Source organism: Pseudoalteromonas sp. GCY (genome assembly GCF_016695175.1).
Classification (GTDB): domain Bacteria; phylum Pseudomonadota; class Gammaproteobacteria; order Enterobacterales; family Alteromonadaceae; genus Pseudoalteromonas.
In genome coordinates this window covers 2,097,398-2,116,958 of record NZ_CP068023.1, presented here as the reverse complement: position 1 = coordinate 2,116,958, position 19,561 = coordinate 2,097,398, and the positions used below count along the sequence as shown (strand labels likewise).

General features: G+C 42.1%; 19 protein-coding genes. 6 read left to right on the top strand and 13 right to left on the bottom strand.

Going from position 1 to position 19,561, the window contains the following annotated elements:
• Window position 1 precedes the first annotated feature (1 nt).
• From JJQ94_RS14575 to ggt, 8 genes are all read right to left on the bottom strand, one after another.
• Window positions 2–907, bottom strand: coding sequence for an AAA family ATPase (locus JJQ94_RS14575; RefSeq protein WP_017217407.1), 906 nt, complete (start codon window positions 905–907; stop codon window positions 2–4).
• On the bottom strand, window positions 904–1,287 hold the full coding sequence (locus JJQ94_RS14570) for a response regulator (RefSeq protein ID WP_088530653.1): 384 nt from the start codon (window positions 1,285–1,287) through the stop codon (window positions 904–906). Before JJQ94_RS14570 ends, JJQ94_RS14575 begins: the two co-directional genes overlap by 4 nt.
• Window positions 1,288–1,771: 484 nt before the next feature.
• Complete coding sequence (locus JJQ94_RS14565; RefSeq protein WP_039495868.1) at window positions 1,772–2,344, bottom strand: tRNA-(ms[2]io[6]A)-hydroxylase; 573 nt, start codon at window positions 2,342–2,344, stop codon at window positions 1,772–1,774.
• A gap of 42 nt (window positions 2,345–2,386) precedes the next feature.
• The gene (locus JJQ94_RS14560) at window positions 2,387–3,040 is read right to left on the bottom strand and encodes a sulfotransferase family protein (RefSeq protein ID WP_099029084.1); all 654 of its coding nucleotides are present in this window, start codon (window positions 3,038–3,040) and stop codon (window positions 2,387–2,389) included.
• Between the two features lie 2 nt (window positions 3,041–3,042).
• Window positions 3,043–3,417: an MAPEG family protein gene (locus JJQ94_RS14555; RefSeq protein ID WP_099029083.1), complete on the bottom strand. Its 375-nt coding sequence runs from the start codon at window positions 3,415–3,417 to the stop codon at window positions 3,043–3,045.
• A gap of 56 nt (window positions 3,418–3,473) precedes the next feature.
• The gene (locus tag JJQ94_RS14550; protein WP_099029082.1) at window positions 3,474–4,178 is read right to left on the bottom strand and encodes an SIMPL domain-containing protein; all 705 of its coding nucleotides are present in this window, start codon (window positions 4,176–4,178) and stop codon (window positions 3,474–3,476) included.
• Between the two features lie 214 nt (window positions 4,179–4,392).
• The gene (locus tag JJQ94_RS14545; RefSeq protein ID WP_099029081.1) at window positions 4,393–6,087 is read right to left on the bottom strand and encodes an NAD-dependent malic enzyme; all 1,695 of its coding nucleotides are present in this window, start codon (window positions 6,085–6,087) and stop codon (window positions 4,393–4,395) included.
• Window positions 6,088–6,259: 172 nt separating this feature from the next.
• Window positions 6,260–8,020, bottom strand: a complete 1,761-nt coding sequence (ggt, locus tag JJQ94_RS14540; RefSeq protein WP_099029080.1) for a gamma-glutamyltransferase — start codon at window positions 8,018–8,020, stop codon at window positions 6,260–6,262.
• 82 nt (window positions 8,021–8,102) lie between these two features.
• Here ggt and rrtA point away from each other — a divergent pair, with 82 nt between their 5' ends.
• Together rrtA and JJQ94_RS14530 are read left to right on the top strand one after the other, a co-directional pair.
• Entirely contained in the window at window positions 8,103–8,687 is a 585-nt protein-coding gene (gene rrtA, locus JJQ94_RS14535; protein WP_099029079.1) for a rhombosortase, read from the top strand.
• 82 nt (window positions 8,688–8,769) lie between these two features.
• Window positions 8,770–10,116: an IS1182 family transposase gene (locus tag JJQ94_RS14530; RefSeq protein WP_099032057.1), complete on the top strand. Its 1,347-nt coding sequence runs from the start codon at window positions 8,770–8,772 to the stop codon at window positions 10,114–10,116.
• A 215-nt stretch (window positions 10,117–10,331) separates the two neighbouring features.
• On the opposite strand, the gene JJQ94_RS14525 is transcribed toward JJQ94_RS14530, so the two are convergent.
• The 4 genes from JJQ94_RS14525 to JJQ94_RS14510 all read right to left on the bottom strand — a co-directional run bounded on the left by JJQ94_RS14525 (window position 10,332) and on the right by JJQ94_RS14510 (window position 15,136).
• Window positions 10,332–12,815: a S9 family peptidase gene (locus JJQ94_RS14525; RefSeq protein WP_099031607.1), complete on the bottom strand. Its 2,484-nt coding sequence runs from the start codon at window positions 12,813–12,815 to the stop codon at window positions 10,332–10,334.
• A gap of 355 nt (window positions 12,816–13,170) precedes the next feature.
• Complete coding sequence (locus tag JJQ94_RS14520; RefSeq protein ID WP_099031608.1) at window positions 13,171–14,313, bottom strand: 5-(carboxyamino)imidazole ribonucleotide synthase; 1,143 nt, start codon at window positions 14,311–14,313, stop codon at window positions 13,171–13,173.
• Between the two features lies 1 nt (window position 14,314).
• The gene (gene purE, locus JJQ94_RS14515; protein WP_010372883.1) at window positions 14,315–14,797 is read right to left on the bottom strand and encodes a 5-(carboxyamino)imidazole ribonucleotide mutase; all 483 of its coding nucleotides are present in this window, start codon (window positions 14,795–14,797) and stop codon (window positions 14,315–14,317) included.
• A 132-nt stretch (window positions 14,798–14,929) separates the two neighbouring features.
• Window positions 14,930–15,136: a hypothetical protein gene (locus JJQ94_RS14510; RefSeq protein WP_039495859.1), complete on the bottom strand. Its 207-nt coding sequence runs from the start codon at window positions 15,134–15,136 to the stop codon at window positions 14,930–14,932.
• A 129-nt stretch (window positions 15,137–15,265) separates the two neighbouring features.
• On the opposite strand from JJQ94_RS14510, the gene JJQ94_RS14505 reads away from it, so the two are divergent.
• Together JJQ94_RS14505 and htpX are read left to right on the top strand one after the other, a co-directional pair.
• Window positions 15,266–15,790, top strand: coding sequence for a TetR/AcrR family transcriptional regulator (locus JJQ94_RS14505; protein WP_099031609.1), 525 nt, complete (start codon window positions 15,266–15,268; stop codon window positions 15,788–15,790).
• A 147-nt stretch (window positions 15,791–15,937) separates the two neighbouring features.
• Window positions 15,938–16,798 carry a protease HtpX gene (gene htpX, locus JJQ94_RS14500; protein ID WP_099031610.1) on the top strand — a complete coding sequence of 287 codons (861 nt, stop codon included), beginning with the start codon at window positions 15,938–15,940 and terminating at the stop codon, window positions 16,796–16,798.
• A gap of 44 nt (window positions 16,799–16,842) precedes the next feature.
• Here htpX and JJQ94_RS14495 read toward each other — a convergent pair whose 3' ends face one another.
• Entirely contained in the window at window positions 16,843–17,322 is a 480-nt protein-coding gene (locus JJQ94_RS14495) for a GNAT family N-acetyltransferase (RefSeq protein WP_099031611.1), read from the bottom strand.
• Window positions 17,323–17,420: 98 nt separating this feature from the next.
• Between JJQ94_RS14495 and JJQ94_RS14490 the strand changes: the two genes are divergently transcribed.
• Together JJQ94_RS14490 and JJQ94_RS14485 are read left to right on the top strand one after the other, a co-directional pair.
• On the top strand, window positions 17,421–17,624 hold the full coding sequence (locus tag JJQ94_RS14490; protein WP_099031612.1) for a hypothetical protein: 204 nt from the start codon (window positions 17,421–17,423) through the stop codon (window positions 17,622–17,624).
• 187 nt (window positions 17,625–17,811) lie between these two features.
• The gene (locus tag JJQ94_RS14485; RefSeq protein ID WP_099031613.1) at window positions 17,812–19,317 is read left to right on the top strand and encodes a hemolysin; all 1,506 of its coding nucleotides are present in this window, start codon (window positions 17,812–17,814) and stop codon (window positions 19,315–19,317) included.
• Window positions 19,318–19,561: the final 244 nt, after the last annotated feature.

Sequence of the window (19,561 nt, the reverse complement as noted above, 5' to 3'; positions counted from 1 at the left end):
CTTAATGTACCGGTACGTTTTGAAAGACCTGTGTCTGAACTTCTGCTTCATTAGTCGTGGTAACGCCAAGTCGGTGGGCACAGACTGAAGTGAAAACGGCTTGAACATCATCGGGTATCACGAAATCTCGACCACTAATAAACGCATATGCACGACTTGCTGCTGCAAGCGCGATGCTAGCTCTTGGCGATAAAGGATCGCTAAATTGACCCGAGCTGCGTGTGTAGTTAACTAAGCGAAGGATGTAATCAATAATGGCGTCACTTAGCACAATGTCAGGCACAACTTGTTGATACGCCAATAGTGTTTTGCCATCGATCACTTGTGGTGCTTGAGTCAGTTTTCTCGCTTTTCCAGCTAATTTAATTAACTGCGCTTCTGCCATTTCCGAGGGGTATCCCAAGCTTATACGCATAAAAAAGCGGTCTAGTTGTGACTCAGGCAGTGGATGCGTGCCAGATTGATGCTGAGGGTTTTGCGTTGCAATCACAAAAAATGGGCTAGGGAGCTCATGGCTCACGCCATCGATGGTTACTTGATGTTCTTCCATGGACTCCAATAACGCGCTTTGAGTTTTTGGACTTGCGCGGTTGATTTCATCGGCCAGTAAAACTTGGCTGAAAATTGGACCAGGATGGAATTCAAATGACTGATGCTCTCGGTTAAAAATGGAAGTACCGGTAATATCAGCTGGGAGTAGATCGCTAGTAAATTGTACTCGACGATATGTCAGACCTAACACATCAGCAAGAGAATGAGATAACGTCGTCTTACCCATACCTGGCAAATCTTCAATTAGAAGATGGCCGCGACACAAAAGACTGCAGATCGCGAGCTTTATTTGTTCAGGCTTTTCTAAAATAACGGTAGAGAGCGCATCGGTAAGTTTCTTTATTTCTTCATTCATGTAACCAGCTCTAAACGCTTCATTACCGAATCCACTTTATGTGCATTGAAAGGTTTAGCAATAAAGCCCTTAGCACCAAGCTCCCAAGTATTTTGAACATTCTCCATACTATTATGGCCAGAGCACATGATGACATGAGCAACTGGAAAGTTTTCGTTAATGTAGGAAAGAATTTCGGTGCCATCTGTATCCGGAAGCTCAATATCTAAAAAGACAACACTGGGTTGTTTATGCTTTAGTAGCGGCTTTGCTGAATCAAAGTCTTCACAACCATAAATTTCTTCAAACCCTAAGTTCTCCAAAATCTGTGTCAGAAAATCTCTGATCTCAACAGCGTCATCAATTATCAATATTGGTTCTAGCGGTCTTACAAATTCCATATGTCGATACTTCAAATTACAAATTCAACCACATACTATAAAAAGCGAAACCATAGCTCAATAGAAAATACAGTAAACTTTTTATTAATGTCCGATACCGTCTAGTATTGGACATTAACAAGGTACTTTATATGGTTTCCTCACACAATTTATTACATCCTATAATTTACGTTATGTTAAATAGGTTGGATTTTTGATGAGGAAAGTCTACTCACTTATAAAATCAAAGATTCAGTGTCGCTCGCCTGGTTGATTTATAAACTATTGCGATATTAATTACTAATTGCTTCGAATATGAGTTGTTTTGAAACAGTTTAGAAACCAAAAGTATTCAGAGAATAGCATGGAGCACAATGCACTGGGCGAAACTACAAATCTTAATTGGTGTATCTAGTGAAACCGTTCTCTTCACTGAATAAGTATCTAGAAAGATGGGAGACAATAAAGCCACACGGCTTTATTGGCTCGAGTCATGTGGCTGCTTTTAATGAAGCGCTGCGCTAAATGGAATACCTTTGCAAATATCCGCTTCTGCAATGAGAATTTCTTCTAGGCGGTTATCTATCGTTAATTTGTCGAAGTACTCGTAGCCAAGTTCCACAAAGAGATTTTTGTGTTTTTCTTCTGATTTGGCAATGGCAACATAAAAGTCTTTCTCTTTGCCTTCAGGAAGCGCTTCTGCAACTAAAGAGAAACGTTCATGGCCCCTAGCCTCAATTACTGCGCCAATCAGTAATCTATCAATTAAATATTCGTCAGTGCCTTGGCGGAACAATGCGCGCATTTGCTTTATATAGGGGTCTTTTTGATCGTTTCCTAGTAGCGTACCACGCTCGGTTAAGATCTTAAGTACCTGTTTAAAATGGATCATTTCTTCTATTGCGAGATCTGCCATCGCTTTTACTAGCTTGATTCTGTCTGGGTAATGACCAAGCATTGCCATCGCCATTCCAGCTGCTTTTTTTTCTGCAGCGGCGTGATCTTGAAGAAAGGTATCAAAGTCGGCTAGGACTTTTTCAGTCCAGCTAAAAGGTGTGTGATATTTTAATTCAAACATAATTCTATCTTGTATATACAGCTTGTAGTGAGTATAACAAACTCACGCGCTCGAGCGAACTTGCATACTAAAGAGCGCTGTGTCTTTATCTGCTTTGCCATTACGTGTCGATTCCACTTTATTGGAGTGAGAAAACCACTTCCATGCAGTTACTTTACCACCGATATTGACATGCGGGATGGTCACTTTTTCTTGAGTCACGCCTATAAATTCGGCAAGCGTTTGCTCGGCATCAGCAGCTGTTAGGTTGACCGTAATAAAAGGAACATGATTCATTTTTGCAAATCTAAGCACCCTATCATGATGCTTGCTATAACAATTCCGCCAATAACCATCGTCTTCAAAATGTTTGTCAAAATCAGAAAAAGTTTCCAAATAACAACGCTTAATGGTGTCGTTAAAGCCCCCTCTTTGTGACAGTAAGTTTTCTTTCATTGCCGTCATCAAACGCTTAATTGAGGGAAGCCATTGCTCAAAATCTCGTGTTAACTGGATTATTTTGGCTTCAGGATATAGAGCATATAATTTTTCATAGTCAGCGAAAACGGGAGTGTCAGCAATAAATTCAGCACGGTCTAATGCTTGCCTTGTGTATGCCGTGTGTGCTGTTTTGTATCCAGCACCTAATGCAGCAATACACAGACTTGTTGTGCCCGTTCGTGGTAAACCCGTTACCAGAAATTTATGTTTTGTCATATTTAGATAAAGTAATACACGAGGTTGAGTGACGCTAAAATAAGTATTACTCCATATGTTGTCGCCATCGCTACTTTTCTGATTGAAAAGTTAGTTTTACCGAGTGCAACATAGTGTGCAACTCGAGAAAACAAAAAAGCAATGCCAAAAGCATGAAGTAGATATGGGTTGATTTGTTGAATTTCGAGTAACAACATCATTAACAGTACGAAAGGTGTGTACTCGATAAAGTTGCCGTGGATCCGTATTGCACTTTGCAGTTCATCGATACCGCCATCTCCTAGCGATACTCTGTGTCTGTGTCTGAGTGATATTATGTTAAAACTGAGTTTAATATAGATTAGTGCCAGCAATGCCGCATATAAACCGGTGATCATAAAAAGCCCTCCAATGGAGGGCTTAGTGTATAAGTTTAATTAGTTCACAGCCAGTATTACTCAATTAAGTAAACAGCATAAACTTCCGCGTTTAATGTAATTGCACCTGTGTTATACGCATTTTTGTATGCGCCTTGATCTGCTTCCATTGCCATCGCTGCAGAGCGCACGTAAGGCTGAACTGGCGTTTGCATTGGTTGGAATGAAACTGAGTACAGTTTTGCCAATTCAACATCAAACTCGCCTGCTAGCTCTTTGGCTGCTTTCTTAGCATCTTTGATGGCGGATTTTTTGAGGCTTTGCAGATACTTGCCTTCATTTTCAACACCAAATTCCGTGTTATTGAACTGATTTATACCGCTGTCTACAAACTCTTGAAGTAACTCTGGGTACTTTTTAATGTCCTTAAGTTTTACAGTCAGACTGCGACTTACGCGAAAACCATCAAACTCTTCTTCGTTTGATTCACGATTGTAGCGTGTCTGTCTGTAGACATTCAGCTGATCTGCGTGAATATCGTCTTCTTTAATATCGAAGCGTTTAGCGATTTCGATGGCCTTAGCCATAATCTTATCGACGTTTTCTTTGGCTGTCGGCAGCGACTTTTGCTTTTCGGTAATGGCAACACGGATGGTTGCAATATCGGGTTGTACTTGAATAAATGAAGTGCCTTTAACATATAAATGCGGCGAGTCAGGCAATGCGCCTGCAAAGCTAAATCCAGATAAACATAATGCCAGTAAGCCAGTTAAAATTCGCATCTTTTGCTCCTAAAATGTGATACCTGCATATTCAAGCATATTTCAATTAACAACTACTGAATTGGGTTTCAGGGTAACAAACTTTAACAAAATGAGCGATTGTCACTTTGAAAAGTGATATGCAGTGCTCTCAAATTTTGTGCGTGATTGATAAACAAAATCGCCGCCAATATGAGTTGGCGGCGATTTCTGTTTTGGCTAAAAGCAAAAGCAACTAGACGCTACAGCGTTTGTAGTTTCTATACTTAGGGAGCCAATAGTTTTTCTCTATCGCTGCCCAAATTGCGTCGTCTTCCATTTCAAGTGCAACGCCCTCTTCCATTGCTTTTTTAGCAACTGCAAAAGCAATACGCTTACTCAACGGCTCAATTTCAGTTAGTGCTGGTAGTAAGCTACCTTTGCCGGTATTAGCACGTGGTGATGACTCCGCAAGCATTTCGCTCGATACCATCAACATGCTATCTGTAATACGATTTGCTTTAGCTGCAAGTACACCAAGGCCAATACCTGGGAAGATATAACTGTTATTACATTGCGGTATGATGATTGTCTGCTCACCATGTACTACCGGTTCAAATGGGCTTCCCGTAGCAACAATTGCTTGACCATCAGTCCACTCAATCACATCTTTTGGATGCGCTTCAACCTGGCGTGATGGATTACTTAATGGGAAAATAATCGGCTGTTCGCATCCTGCATGCATCGCACGGATCACTTGCTCAGTGAATAGACCCGCTTGACCAGATACACCAATTAAGATGTCTGGTTTTGCACAGTGCATTACATCTAATAAAGATGCAAATTCACCACTGTATGTCCAATCTACAAGGTTTGCTTGTTGCTGAACTAGCGCTTCTTGGAAATCTCTTAGTCCTTCCATGCCTTCTGTCAGTAGGCCAAAACGGTCCACCATAAACACTTGGCTTCTCGCCTGCTCGTCGGTTATCCCTTCTGAAATCATTTGGCTAATAATTTGCTCAGCAATACCACAGCCAGCAGAGCCTGCACCAACAAACACCACTTTTTGTTCAGAGAGCTTCGCGCCTTTAACACGACAAGCGGCTAGTAGCGACCCTGCAGTAACTGCTGCGGTGCCTTGGATATCATCGTTAAAGCTACAGATCTCATCACGATAACGTTTCAATAGTGGCATTGCGTTGGGTTGTGCGAAATCTTCAAACTGTAACAATACATTAGGCCAACGGCGCTTCACTGCTTTAATGAATAGATCTAGGAATTCGTCATATTCAGCTTGGCCGATACGCGGGTGTCTTGCGCCCATGTACATTGGGTCGTTGAGTAGCTTCTCGTTGTTTGTGCCTACGTCAAGCATAACAGGCAGCGTATAAGCTGGACTGATCCCACCGCATACGGTGTAAAGTGCCAGCTTACCGATAGGAATACCCATACCACCAATACCTTGGTCGCCAAGGCCTAAAATACGTTCACCATCTGTAACCACGATAACTTTTACTTTGCCTTTAGTGGCATTTCGCAAAATATCATCGATTTGATAGCGGTCTTCATAAGAAATAAACAAACCACGAGAGCTGCGATAGATATCAGAAAACTTCTCACATGCATCACCTACTGTTGGGGTGTAGATGATTGGCATCATTTCTTCCAAATGATCACGTACTAAACGGTAATACAGCGTTTCGTTGTTGTCCTGAATAGCGCGCAGGTAAATGTGCTTGTTTAGGTTGTCGCTAAAGCTTGAATATTGCTGATAACAACGCTCAACTTGCTCTTCAATTGTTTCATAACGAGGAGGAAGTAGTCCTGCTAAGTTGAAATTTTCACGCTCGCGTTGAGAGAATGCACTCCCTTTGTTAAGCAGTGGCGTTTCTAATAGTGTAGGACCTGAATAGGGAATGTAGAGATAATTTGGATCGGTTTGTTTAGTCATATTTACAAGCTTGACACTAATTTTTTAGTCTAAGGGTTCATTATTGTCGAAAAGGATTAAATTACAATGAATTTAGTGCTCATCAGACCATTATTAACGCGCTCCAGAGCGCGTTAAACGCATTTTTCTGGAACGCAAAATTATAGCCTAAAAGCACTTAAGAAACCACGGCTTATTCGCTGCTTTCGCCGAGTGCCACACCTTCTCTTCTTGGGTCTGCACCACCGATTAAATGTGTTCCACGAACCTCAATGGCATGTAGTCCAGAGTTTAAGTCGCGGATCTGTACTTTATGGCCTTTTTTCTCAAAGTAAGAGGCTTGTTTTGTCAACTCAGTGCCTTTTTCAAGTGTTGTGTACTTATTGCGATTGGTGATTTTTGGTAAATCAATAGCAGCCTGCACAGATAATCCCCAATCCAGTACGCCAACTAAGGTTTGAGCAACGTAATTGATAATACGACTGCCGCCAGGCGAGCCAACTATCAATTTAAGCGACCCGTCTTTGTTAAACACTATCACGGGTGCCATAGAACTTCTTGGGCGTTTGTTTGCTTCTACTCGGTTTGCGACCCATTTATCCCCTACTTTTGGGGAAAGCGCAAAGTCGGTTAATTGGTTATTGAGTAAATATCCGTTGACCATCACCGTTGAGCCAAATGCCATTTCTATCGAGCTTGTCATAGAAATGGCATTACCCTCTGCATCTACAATCGACACATGGCTGGTCGAAGGTAATTCATAACTATCATCCATAGCATAAGCGAGTGTGCCCGAAGTTGGGTCGCCTACCGGAAAGTCGTGATTATCCATTTCACCAATAAGTTTGCTACGGCCTAATAGATATTGCTCGTTAAGCAATGCTTTTGCTGGCACTTCAACAAAATCAGGATCGGCTACGTAAAAATCTCTATCGGCAAACGCTAGGCGAGACGCTTGAGTAAAGAGGTGCAAGGCTTCTGGGTCATTTGCCTTATACTTACCTAGGTCGTAAGGTTCCAACAGCTTCATCATTTGCAAAACGGCAATACCACCACTGCTAGGCGGTGCCATAGAGCAAACTTTATATACACGATATTCCGTACAGATAGCGTCTCGAGTTTTGCTTTTATAATGTTCCAAGTCGCTCAGCGCCAATTTGCCAGGTGCGATTTCAGACTTTTGCACAGCTTCCACTAATTGGGTGGCATTTTGCCCTTCATAAAAGGCTTGGATCCCTTGCGTTGCTACTTTGTAGTATAGGTTTGCCAAAGGCAGATTCTTTTTAAGGGTCCCTGGTTGTAGTGCTTTACCATCCGGATAGAAATATTCTTTTGCGGGACTGAGCTTAGTCAAACCTGGGTTGAGTTTTTTCTCAAGCAGCATATTTAAACGTGGAGAGACGATAAATCCGTCTCGAGCTAATTCAATCGCCGGCTTGAATAATTCCTGCCATGGCAGTTTACCGTATTTGTCATGTGCTGATTTAAACGCGTGCAGAATGCCAGGCACGCCAACAGAGCGACCGCCCACCACAGCCTCAATCCATCTAACCGCATTACCCGTATCATCTAAAAATAGATCAGGACCTGCAAGCTTTGGTGCGGTTTCTCTACCATCAAAACTAATTAATTCATTGGTTTTCTTGTCGTAGTGCAGGATAAACGCACCGCCGCCTATGCCTGAAGATTGCGGCTCAACCAAAGTAAGCACAAGTTGAGTCGCTATCATGGCATCAACTGCACTTCCCCCTTTTGAGAGCATCAATTGACCTGCTTTACTTGCATAGGGGTTGGCAGCAACGACCATGTACTTTTCTGCGGTGCGTGCTTCTTTAGATTGGAAACCTGTTGCGGCTTCCGGCTCTCTAATTTCGATTTTTTGTTGTTCAGCTAAGGTGTTGGTTGAAAAGCTGAATGCGGCAATCACGGTTAGTGATGCAAGTGTATGTTTCATAATACCCACTTTGCTTACGTCTTATATTTGGCATCATAAAAGCAATTAGGCACAATATGCAAAAATAATAACGTGAAATCGTATGTTTGAACTTCCAACTAACAAAGAATACCTCATTGGCCCTGCGTCTTTGGCGATATTGTCAACAATACTTATGTTGTTTGGGCTTGGCCCGCACTTAGATTTCGACAGAAATGCAATTGCTGATGGTGAATTATGGCGTATTTTGAGCGGTCAGTTTACCCATAGTAATTGGTATCACTTGATGCTAAACCTGCTTGGTATCTTATTCATTTGGTTATTACATGCCGAATATACAACACTAAGAAAATATTGGCTGAATGTGCTTTTTCTTGGTCTGTTTACTGGGCTTATGATCTTGCTATTTTCTCCAAACATTATTGTATATACAGGCTTGAGTGGTTTACTACATGGGCTTATCGTGTGGGGAGCGCTTGAAGATATTAAGCGGAAGCTAACAACTGGATATCTGTTGTTTATTGGTGTGTGGGCAAAGGTATGTTGGGAGCAATATGCGGGTGCAAGCGCAGATGTAGCTAAGCTGATAGACTCGAGAGTCGCCATTGAAGCACATTTATTTGGTGCAGTTGGTGGTGTGGTTTTAGCTGTTATCTATTTATTTTATAAAACAAAAAAGCCAGCTTAAGCTGGCTCAGACTGTTGAAAAAGGGCTGGACACAGATCTAGCCCTTTGATCTAATAAGCGTAGTGAGTTTAGGGAGTTCACCATGCTTAAAGACAAAACCCCTCAGCAATATGAACTAGAAATGGTCGCTATCGACCAATTGGTTCCAAAAGACCATTTAGTTCGCCTGATTGACCTTGCGATTGATTTCGAATTCATCCGCGATGAAGTCACCCATCTCTACTGTAAAAACAATGGTCGCCCAGCGGTTGACCCAGTGCGAATGTTCAAGATTTTATTTCTTGGATACCTGTTTGGCATTCAAAGCGAGCGTCGCTTGATTAAGGAAATCCAAGTCAATGTCGCATATCGTTGGTTTTTAGGTATGGGACTAGCTGAAGATGTCATCCACCACTCGACGCTAAGCCAAAACCGCATAAAGCGCTTTAAAGACAGCAACATTTATCAATCCATCTTCGATAACATTGTCCGCCAAGCGATGAAGCAAAAACTCATAGGTGGCTATAGCTTATTTGCTGACAGTACACACCTCAAAGCCAATGCCAATAAAAAGCGCTATGACATAGAAGACTTAAAAGTCAGTCCTTCAGTGTATGTAGAGCAATTGAACGAAGCGGTACTGCAAGACCGGGAGGATGAAGGAAAAAAGCCCCTGAAGTGTAAGGAAGAAACACCTTGCACAAAACCAACCAAAGTCAGCCGCACCGACCCAGATAGCGGGTTTATGGTACGGGATGAAAAGCCAAAAGGGTTCTTCTATCTAGACCATCGAATTGTGGATGGTAAACACGGCATTATTGTTGACACACACGCCACCGCAGGCAATGTCCATGACTCACAACCTATTATCTGTCGACTCGACAGAGCGCTCGATACCTTTGAGATAAACCCTATCGCGGTTGGGCTAGATGCAGGCTATTTTACCGCCGCGGTATGCCACAATCTGGAAGAAAGGCAATTAGTTGGCGTGCTGGGATACCGAAGACCAAATAAAAAGAAAGGCTACTTCGCCAAACGTGAGTATCAATATCAAGCCGATACAGATACTTACCTGTGCCCGCAAGGTGAAACTCTAATCTACAAAACAACAAGCCGAACAGGCTATCGTCACTATCATTCCGACTCAAGAAAATGTGGACGCTGTCCAGTCAGAAATCAATGCACAGCCAGTAAAAATCAAACCAAAGTTATAACGCGGCATGTTTGGCAATCAAGCGTAGAAAACGCCAATGCGATTAGGCTGAGCGACTGGGGTAAAAAGCTCTATCGACGACGAGCCGAAACGGTGGAAAGAAGCTTCGCTGATGCGAAACAACATCATGGACATCGCTACTGCAGATATAGAGGCCTGCCAAAAGTGACCGCGCAGTGCTTGTTAGCAGCGGCATGTCAAAATATGAAGAAAATGGCGCTCATGGCTGCACACTAGCAAAAAACCTCGAAAACTCCCCCCTAAAAGCCCTCAAAACGACCTTGGACACACCAAATCATAATAATTAGCCTAGCCAACACAAAAAAACCAACGCTGAAACTTACGGCAGAGAAAACTGCTCCAACAACTGGGAAAAATAAACCCCGCTTAAAAAAGCGGGGTTTATCATCAATCTGAGCCAGCTTAAGCTGGCTGTTTATCCACTGTTTTGATTACAAACTTTCTTTAAACAGCTTGTATATACGACGGTATTCATCCAACCAACTTGATGGCTGTCTAAAGCCATGGGGTTCAACCGGGTAAATTGCCGTTTCAAAATCTTCCTTTTCTAGCTCGATTAGTCGTTGCACCAAGCGCACAACATCTTGGAAAAACACGTTATCATCAACCATAGGCGCGTTGATCAGTAGCTTGTTTTTCAAACCTTCAGCATGATAGATAGGCGAACTGCGTTTGTATGCAATTGGGTCAACATCTGGGCGATTAAGGATATTTGAGGTGTACGGGTCGTTGTAATAGGCCCAATCGGTAACTGGACGTAAAGCCGCACCTGCTTGGAATAGATCTGGCTGAGTAAATAGCGCCATAAATGTCATAAAGCCGCCATATGAACCACCATAAGTACCCACAGCGCCACGGTCAACGTTAGCGTTGTTCACCATCCACTCAACACCGTCTGCCAAATCTTCGATTTCTGGTTTACCCATATGACGATAGATTGCCGTTCTCCAGTCTCTACCGTAGCCTTTTGAGCCACGATAGTCCATGTCCATGACGACATAGCCTTCGCTCGCGAGGAGTGAATGGAACATAAACTCTCTAAAGTAGTTCGACCAGCCCATATGTGAGTTCTGCAAATAGCCCGCACCATGATTAAAGATCACAGCCTTACGGTTTTTACCCGTTTCACCTTCTTGATAATCTGCCGGGTAATATACTTTTGCGTAGACAGGCTCACCTTGATGGCTTGAAGGAACCGCAACAATCTTAGGTGCAATTAGCTTCTTATTTAAAAACGCATCAGAGACTGTATTAGTGAGTCGTGACACCGCTGCTTTTGGCGCTGCATCCGCCACATAAAGTTCAGGAGGCATCATGATTTTTGAGTGAGTTAACAACAGCTTTTGCTCATCTGGGCTTAACTGGTAGTCAGTCAGACCATCTAAATCTGTTAACTGCTCATCTTCACCGCTTGCTAAATTGACGCGATAAATTTCGTATATACCTGGGTGATCTTTATTGGCTTTGTAATAAACAAATTGACTATCGTGGGTTAAGGTTGGCTCAGAAACCACAAACTTCCCTGAAGTCATTGCTTTTGCTTTACCGTTAAGCGGCTTAACATAAAGCTGACTATATCCAGTTTGCTCTGAAAGATAGTACAAAGCGTCTTGGTTGCTTAACCAACCAAAGTCATTGTAGGTATAATTGATCCATGCTTCATCGTGTAGGCGATGCTGAGAAACGAATTGTTGTTTATCAAAATCAACTGTCGCTAACCATCTGTCTTTATTATCCCAGGCGCCGAGCATGACCGCGACTTGAGAACCGTCACTATTCCATTGGATAGCGGATTGACTCCAGCCCCATGTGTCAATCAGGTTGATATCACGTGGTGCTTTTTCACTCTTATATGATTCACCTTTTGCCTTAGCATTTTCGCGTTTCACCTCGGCTAGTACATCTTCATCAAAGCCAGGTAAAGTATCATAGCTCAGCGTGACTTGCTCTGATTTTGCTAAATCAATGAAAATAACATCAGAACTCATTGGTTTAGTGTCTGCAACGCGACGGCGAGCTTTTACCGGATCAATGTCACCGTTTTGACTCACGTAGTTAGGCATGATGTCAGAGTCAGAACGACTTGGTTTATCATCGGTGATCACGGCGATTAACTTATCACCTGTAGGTGCTAAGCTAACTGAGATAAGCGTTTTTCCTTTACCAAGATAAAACTGATTATCTTGGATGCTTGCGTTATTCGCTTCTATCTCTTGATTTCTCGCTTCTCGATCTTTGCTGTTTTTGTGCGTTAGCGCGACGAATTGAATAAGCTCATGTTGCTGTTCAGCGATATATCCATTAGGCTCTTTCACCCCTTCAGGCTTATCCGCTAAATGTAACTTTACCAGTTCTTTTGTTAAGCCAGTGGCTAAATCGAACGCAAACAGCGTATTGCCTGAACGGTAAGCTAATCGGTCATCACTTAAGAATTGCGGTGCATACTCATAGTTAGAAGAATGAGTAACTTGTGTTAAAGCGCCAGACTTCAGGTTTTTAATGAATATGTTGCCTTTAAATTCATAAGATTGTAGCGTCCTTTCTTTATTATAAATCGCGTTTGCAGCACCAACTGCGTGCAAATCTGACAGCGAAACCGTTTCGCTTGTTTGTGCGCTACTGACTTTAAATAGATCTCTTAACTCTGAACCAACCTGCTTACGCTTATAGAAAACGGTTTTGCTATCAGCTCCCCAGTATGCGCTTTCTGGTTGTCTTCCCAACCAATCAGGATGCGCCATTGCTTGTTTTAAGGTGATCTGCTCACCACCGAAATCAACGGGAGTAGCAACGACTTGTTGGACTGGTGAGTTGGTTTCAATGTGTTGTGGTTTTGGGCTTACTTCAGTGGTTTGACAACCAGAAAGGAATAAACCTGAAGCGACGGCCATCGAGATAAGAGAGAGTTTCAACATGTGACTTTCTTATAATAGTTAAATTTGGCTAATTTAAGCAGAAAGCCAGCGGAATATCGACAGATTTAAGATTAAAAGCACTATGGGCGGGACAAAAAAAGGCCAGCATAGGGATGCTGGCCAAATACTCTCTGCGCTCACATAGTCGTTGATGGACAACGAGTATGAAATGAGGCCTATCCGCGCCTCACAATAGTAGACCGCACTATCAGAAAAGAGTTCCAAAAATAACAGTAAAAAAATAAATTTTTTATATCTACCCTGAGCTTTGCAATAAGGAATGAGCTAACTCAATAATTATCAGAAGCTTAGGTTTTTAGTTGACAATGGACCTCTTTAGCTACAAACGGTAGTATTAATTCAAAATTAATTGCTGAGCGGTTTCCATGACCCCAGGGTAGTCTGCTTCAGGCAAGATGTCAGCAAGCTCTGCCAGTGCTTCACCTAACTTATGAAGTGAGTCAGCTGAAACATTGATATGCCCCATTTTTCTGCCCGGTTTCGCATCTTTGCCATACCAGTGACTGGTTGCCCCCGAGACAGCAAGAACTTGCGATGGAATGTGACTTTGCCCTAACACATTAATCATCGCGGTTGGGCGAAGCAGTCTTGTATCACCAATCGGTAAACCGGCAACGGCACGAATATGGTTTTCAAACTGGCTCACATGGGCACCTTGTTGAGACCAATGTCCTGAGTTATGTACCCTAGGCGCTATTTCATTAACCAATAATTGACCTTCAACATCGAAAAACTCAATAGCAAGTACACCAACATAATCGAGTGCATTCGCAAGTTTCGAAAATGCGTCTTCCGCTTGAATATTGGCTTTCTCTTTACCAGCAATTGATAGGGTCAGTACACCATTGGTATGCTGGTTTTCAGTCAACGGATAGATTTTACATTCGCCATTTTTGGCGCGCACACCAATAATCGACACCTCACGGTCAAACGGTATCATTTTTTCAGCAACGATAGAGTGAGGCTGTGCTTCAGTGCCTGCTTGCAAAAACTCGGACATTTCGGCCCAAGTACTATCTATTTCAGACTCTGATTTTACTCGCCATTGCCCTTTCCCATCATAGCCTGCCTGACAGGTTTTAACGACCAAAGGCATGCCTAACTCATCAATCGCTGTGAGAAAATGCGTTTTATCCGTAATGATTTTGAAAGGAGCACAAGGTACAGATGTTTTATCTAGCAGCGCTTTTTCTTTCGCGCGGTCACCGCCAGTGGCTATTGCTTCTGCGCCAGGGTAGAACTTACCGCTTTGTTCGCAAAGCGCTAAAACATCATGTGGAATATGTTCAAATTCGGCAGTGATGGCATCAGCATTGTCAATGGCTTGCTGTAATGACTCTGGTGTTGATGCAAAGGTAACGGGGTTTATTACCGTTTGGCTGCCAACATCATAAGCCAACACTTTTATATCAAGATGAGTTGAGGATAAACTCATCATACGGGCTAATTGTCCCGCCCCTAAAACAAGAATATTCATGTTATTTCGCAGGATCTGGATTAGCTAGTACAGTTTCTGTTTGTTCTTTTCTGAACGCTTCTACTTTTGCAAAAATCTCTGGCTGCTGACAACCTAAAATTTGAGCTGCTAGCAAACCCGCGTTTGCAGCACCAGCGTCACCAATCGCTAACGTACCTACCGCAACACCTTTAGGCATTTGGCAAATTGAAAGCAATGAATCCACGCCATTAAGCGTTTTTGATTTTACTGGAACGCCAAGTACAGGCAGGCTTGTGAATGCCGCCGCCATACCCGGTAGGTGTGCAGCACCGCCAGCACCGGCAATGATAACTTTGATCCCACGTTCTGCTGCTGTCGAAGCATAATCCGCTAAAAGCTGTGGAGTACGGTGAGCTGAAACCACTTTAGTTTCATAATCAATACCAAATTTATCTAACATTTCAGCTGCATGTTGCATTGTAGGCCAGTCTGATTTTGAGCCCATAATGATGCCAACGGTCATAATAATTCCTCGACTAATTTTGAACGATACAGGGCTAAGGTCCTTCACACCTTAGCTGCGGGCATTATACCTGAGTTCGTCTTTAATGCGAAGAATCAACTTATTGCAATTATCACGCGATGGCACCCTGAGTTATTTAGACACTACCAATTCTTCAATACTTAATGCTTTCGCACGCTTAAAGTGAGAGAAAAACGTTTTAGGACCCATAATTAAGCATAATACCGCCAAACCACCTGGGATCAGCACCATTTTTAAAGCTGGGCCAAGAATATAGCTGTAAAAAAAGATAAAAGGGATGAATAGAATGTATCCGATGAATAAGCTCAAATATTGCATAACAACTCCTATTGAAATTTAATGAGCGCGCTCAATTATAATAATGAGCACGCTCATTTTTTGCAAACTTTATCTCTTAAATAATCTGGAATTGTGCTACACTCTCTTCGCAAATAAAAAGGTAACCATATGAAAAAAAGAGAAATTACGTACAATAAAATTCTCAGTGCTAGTTGGCAGCTTTTTCAAGACAATGGTTTTGAAAACACCACTACTCGGCAAATTGCTCAAGCAGCAAACGTGGCGACGGGAACGGTTTTCTCTCACTTCCCCACTAAGCTCGATATGCTCAAAGTCGCAATGCATAACCAAATAGATGAACTAATTAATGAAGCGAAAACATCAGATGAGCAGCATAGTGCCAGCTTAAAGTTACGCCACTATGCAAAGTATTTATTTGCTTTTTATCTTAGTAATAGAGATTTCAGTAAAGAGCTGCTTTGTGGGATTATTTGGCATAGCGAATTCTTTACGGGACAACTCAATTTGTTCAAGCGCTTGTTATTCAGTGAGCAGGAATACAATGAGTTGAAAGCAACCGTTATGATGGACTGCTACTTTATGACCTTATTAGAAGGGTTAAGCAATGAGCATAGCTCTGTTGAGCAAATGCTGCATTCCCTATCTCAGAAGTTGAAACTGGTTAGTCAATAAATTGTATGATGTGTTCTTTTTTGAATATTCATACGAATTTACTTGTGCTTTTGAACTTCTGACCATATAAAGCATCTAGGACTAGTGTAATAAGCAAGTGCTTGGGAAAAGTTACTTAGTTCCTTATTTTTGTCTAACGAGGTCAAAATGAAACGCGTCATCTTATTCCTTATCACTAACTTAGCAGTGATGCTTGTGTTAGGAATTGTATTATCTATCTTAATGTCTGTGTTTGGTATTTCTAGCCGAAGCTATACAGGCATTATGGTTATTGCTGCCGTATTTGGATTCGGTGGTTCTTTTATCTCTCTTTACATGTCTAAGTGGATTGCAAAGAAATCTACAGGTGCCCATGTTATTGAGCAACCACGAAACGAAACTGAACATTGGTTAGTTTCTACTGTCGCAGAGCAAGCTAAAAAAGCAGGAATTGCAATGCCAGAAGTTGCGATTTACGACAGCCCTGAAATGAATGCGTTTGCAACCGGGCCGAGTAAAAATAACAGCTTAGTTGCTGTAAGTACTGGCCTACTCCACAACATGGATCAGGATCAAGCAGAGGCAGTTCTTGCGCACGAAGTGTCGCACGTTGCAAATGGCGACATGGTTACGCTTACCTTGATCCAAGGTGTTGTAAATACCTTTGTTATATTCTTCGCTAAAGTATTGGCAGGTATTGTTGACAACTTCTTGAATAGCGATGAAGAAGAGTCAGGTGGAAGCTGGACATATTTTATCTTTGATATGATATTCCAGATCCTCTTTGGTATTTTGGCGTCTGTTGTTGTCGCTTACTTTAGCCGTAAACGAGAATTCGCAGCCGATAAAGGTGCGGCTGATTTAGTCGGTGCGCAAAAAATGCGTTCAGCACTAGAACGTTTGAAGCACAACCATGAATCGCAATTAGAAGGCTCAATGATGGCTTTTGGTATTGCTTCAGGTAAGTCTATTGCTGACTTCTTTGCTTCTCACCCGCCACTTGATGAAAGAATTAAAGCACTTTCGTAACTCTTTTCACATTCATACTAGGGCAACGATTAAGTTGCCCTTTTTTATAACTCAATCTTATACAGATTACTTTCAACAGCGCTAAACCCTAAACGCTTGAGTAGGTTTAATGAACGGTGATTATCAGCCGATACATGCGCCAAAATCACATTGAGCTCAAACTCAATCTGACTTTTGTTTGAAAATAAACAACGTAATGCTTCAAACATCACACCTTTACCCCAATAATCTGGCAGTAATTCATAGCCAATATGTAGGCCCTCAGTATCTCCGTCTTCGTGATAGAAACCAATGCAACCAATCACCGCTTTAGTGCTTTTACACACGAGGCAAAAACGCCCACCTCTACTTTCATATTGACGCTCAATATCCATTTGGATCATGCATTTAAGGTCTACTTCAGTGAGGTTGTCGCCGTAGTCGTTATACGCTTTTACCTGCGGTAAATTAAGTAGCGCTAATAACTGCGGATTATCTTTGTGCCTTATAGGCCTGATGACTAGCCTTGGTGTTTCAAATTCCATAAAATGCTCAGGTCTAAGTGTCTGCCGCAATGGTAGCACTTATAGCAGCAAAGACACCTTTCAATATTATGATAATTTAGCATTTTTGGAGAATGAATATGAGTCAAGAGTTCACCGTTATTCCCCCAACGACAAAGGTTTATTGCCCAGAAAGAGGTGAAGGCTGGACTTTAACGGGCATTACAGGGATCGATGAAAACGCATCAGTGATGTTCTCTGGCGTACGCTATACCATCTCAGCAAAAGAAATCGTTGAGTCATTATTGCCAAACTTTAAAAATAGGCAAAAATTAAATAATTAGTACTTTTTAATTATTTTACTGTTGTAAAAGTGTAAATTATGATCAATTATAGCGCTAGATTGCAAAGTCAATAATGGAAGCGCCCGCCTTAAAGGATTAAGTCATCGCATTGAGTTGGACTCAATTGCGAAGACATTGCTTTGTGTTGTTTTAAGTTACAGGACGTAAACTTTTTAGGGTTCCTGCTATGATAAAAGCATCACTCACAACACTTGGTTTACTCTCAACATTATTTTCCACATACACCTATGCAGATAGTTGCCCAGGTCAGGTTTTTGGTATTAACGCTGGCCGTGGCGATATTGGTATTTTGTTTGGCCTAGATGAAGGTGCAGGACAAGCCAGCGCCAACAGCCTAGCTGCTTTTAGTTCATCGGCACTAGCCTATGATACTAGCAGTGCGCGTTGGTACTATGCATCCGCACCAAGGCCAATCGACTATAAAGTTGATACCAGTCATCTAAACTTACCAGCTGACGCGGATATTCCCATTGAAGGTAAAAAACATCGCTATATTCAACTGGCATATTTTGATGGAACCTCTCATACCATTGTCGGTAGAACGGCTTATTTGGTGGGATTGGCATATGACAGCACAAACGATAGACTCATTGGAACGAGTTACGATTCTATTTACAGCATAGATAAAAACACAGGCGACGCGACTAAACTCTCGGATCTCCCCTCATTGGCTGGAAAATACCGCGGCGATCTTGAGTTTTATAATGGCCGCTTAATCCTAGTCACCAGTGCAGCCGTCTACCAAGTTAATACCAACGACTTTTCTGTGACTAAATTATCTGATCACGACCTAACAGCCGTTACAGGAGCAAGCCTTAATAGTAACGGAGAGCTTATTATCAGTCGCGTTATCATTAATGACGCCGGACACACCAACAAAAGCGCGATTTATAAGTTAAACCCTGATACAGGAGGCACCTGTTATATCAATACACTACCAATAAGAGTAAATGACCTTGCATATAACCCAAATGGCAGCAGCACATGCTATACAGTTTCTGGTTGCGGCGGCACACCAACCCCTCCTTCGCCACCGTCTTTTACGTTAACGAGTATTGATAACACGGTTTATGAAGGAAGTACCCTTAGCTATCAAATTACCTTAAGTAAAGCCTTCGAGCAGGACGTCAGCTTTTCAGTAGCGGTTAATGATGTGACAACGCAATCAAATGACTACGTGGCACCATCTACTTCATTGGTAATACCTGCGGGCAGCACAACTGCTACCATTCAAATAGCAACAATAGACGATACTGAGTACACTGGCGATCGGGAACTCTCTTTGAGCGTAACAGGCGTGAGCAATACCTCAGGCAATGAAACCCTATCGGGAAATATACTCGACAATGAAACCGCATGTGTGCCTGACAACTACACGCGGATCAATTACGCGTTCGTCAGAGAAGACTCATTATTCAATAATGACTGGGGTATCAAAGTAAATGGCCAGTATATTAAATTGCTTGATGAATACGGCAGTGCCGGCAGCTACGACATCCTTCAAGGACAATCCTTTACCTATGTGCTCGCTATTGATGGTAACAGCAGTACACTATCAACCAACTACCAAGTCTCAGGTACCAACCAACGTTGGGAAGATGAAAACGATAACGATTACAATGACTTTGAGGTCAGCGTGACAACACAAACCATTCAAAAAGGTTGTAACTAGCAGACTCAAAGCGGCTTGCTACTTTTAGAAGCCGCTTTATTTAACCTGAACTCGGGATAAGAAGTTAGTTAATCCACTAAAATCACTAAGTTCAAAAGCGTAATATCACTCTAGTCAGAAGTTATTTCTTAATACAAGGCAAATTTGTGCGTCAATAGCTGGCCTATTGCAAGCAAATTTAACGCAGTAGTAAGGAATAACAGCTGCTAGAGAACAAATTGTTATCCCGAGTTCAGGTTATTTA

Coding starts and splice junctions, on each gene's coding strand:
- JJQ94_RS14490 (WP_099031612.1), top strand. CDS start 17,421: ATGAGTCAAGAGTTCACCGTTATTCCCCCAACGACAAAGGTTTATTGC.
- JJQ94_RS14565 (WP_039495868.1), bottom strand. CDS start 2,344: ATGTTTGAATTAAAATATCACACACCTTTTAGCTGGACTGAAAAAGTC.
- JJQ94_RS14555 (WP_099029083.1), bottom strand. CDS start 3,417: ATGATCACCGGTTTATATGCGGCATTGCTGGCACTAATCTATATTAAA.
- JJQ94_RS14550 (WP_099029082.1), bottom strand. CDS start 4,178: ATGCGAATTTTAACTGGCTTACTGGCATTATGTTTATCTGGATTTAGC.
- purE (WP_010372883.1), bottom strand. CDS start 14,797: ATGACCGTTGGCATCATTATGGGCTCAAAATCAGACTGGCCTACAATG.
- rrtA (WP_099029079.1), top strand. CDS start 8,103: ATGTTTGAACTTCCAACTAACAAAGAATACCTCATTGGCCCTGCGTCT.
- JJQ94_RS14575 (WP_017217407.1), bottom strand. CDS start 907: ATGAATGAAGAAATAAAGAAACTTACCGATGCGCTCTCTACCGTTATT.
- JJQ94_RS14520 (WP_099031608.1), bottom strand. CDS start 14,313: ATGAATATTCTTGTTTTAGGGGCGGGACAATTAGCCCGTATGATGAGT.
- JJQ94_RS14495 (WP_099031611.1), bottom strand. CDS start 17,322: ATGGAATTTGAAACACCAAGGCTAGTCATCAGGCCTATAAGGCACAAA.
- htpX (WP_099031610.1), top strand. CDS start 15,938: ATGAAACGCGTCATCTTATTCCTTATCACTAACTTAGCAGTGATGCTT.
- ggt (WP_099029080.1), bottom strand. CDS start 8,020: ATGAAACATACACTTGCATCACTAACCGTGATTGCCGCATTCAGCTTT.
- JJQ94_RS14525 (WP_099031607.1), bottom strand. CDS start 12,815: ATGTTGAAACTCTCTCTTATCTCGATGGCCGTCGCTTCAGGTTTATTC.
- JJQ94_RS14510 (WP_039495859.1), bottom strand. CDS start 15,136: ATGCAATATTTGAGCTTATTCATCGGATACATTCTATTCATCCCTTTT.
- JJQ94_RS14530 (WP_099032057.1), top strand. CDS start 8,770: ATGCTTAAAGACAAAACCCCTCAGCAATATGAACTAGAAATGGTCGCT.
- JJQ94_RS14485 (WP_099031613.1), top strand. CDS start 17,812: ATGATAAAAGCATCACTCACAACACTTGGTTTACTCTCAACATTATTT.
- JJQ94_RS14560 (WP_099029084.1), bottom strand. CDS start 3,040: ATGACAAAACATAAATTTCTGGTAACGGGTTTACCACGAACGGGCACA.
- JJQ94_RS14505 (WP_099031609.1), top strand. CDS start 15,266: ATGAAAAAAAGAGAAATTACGTACAATAAAATTCTCAGTGCTAGTTGG.
- JJQ94_RS14570 (WP_088530653.1), bottom strand. CDS start 1,287: ATGGAATTTGTAAGACCGCTAGAACCAATATTGATAATTGATGACGCT.
- JJQ94_RS14545 (WP_099029081.1), bottom strand. CDS start 6,087: ATGACTAAACAAACCGATCCAAATTATCTCTACATTCCCTATTCAGGT.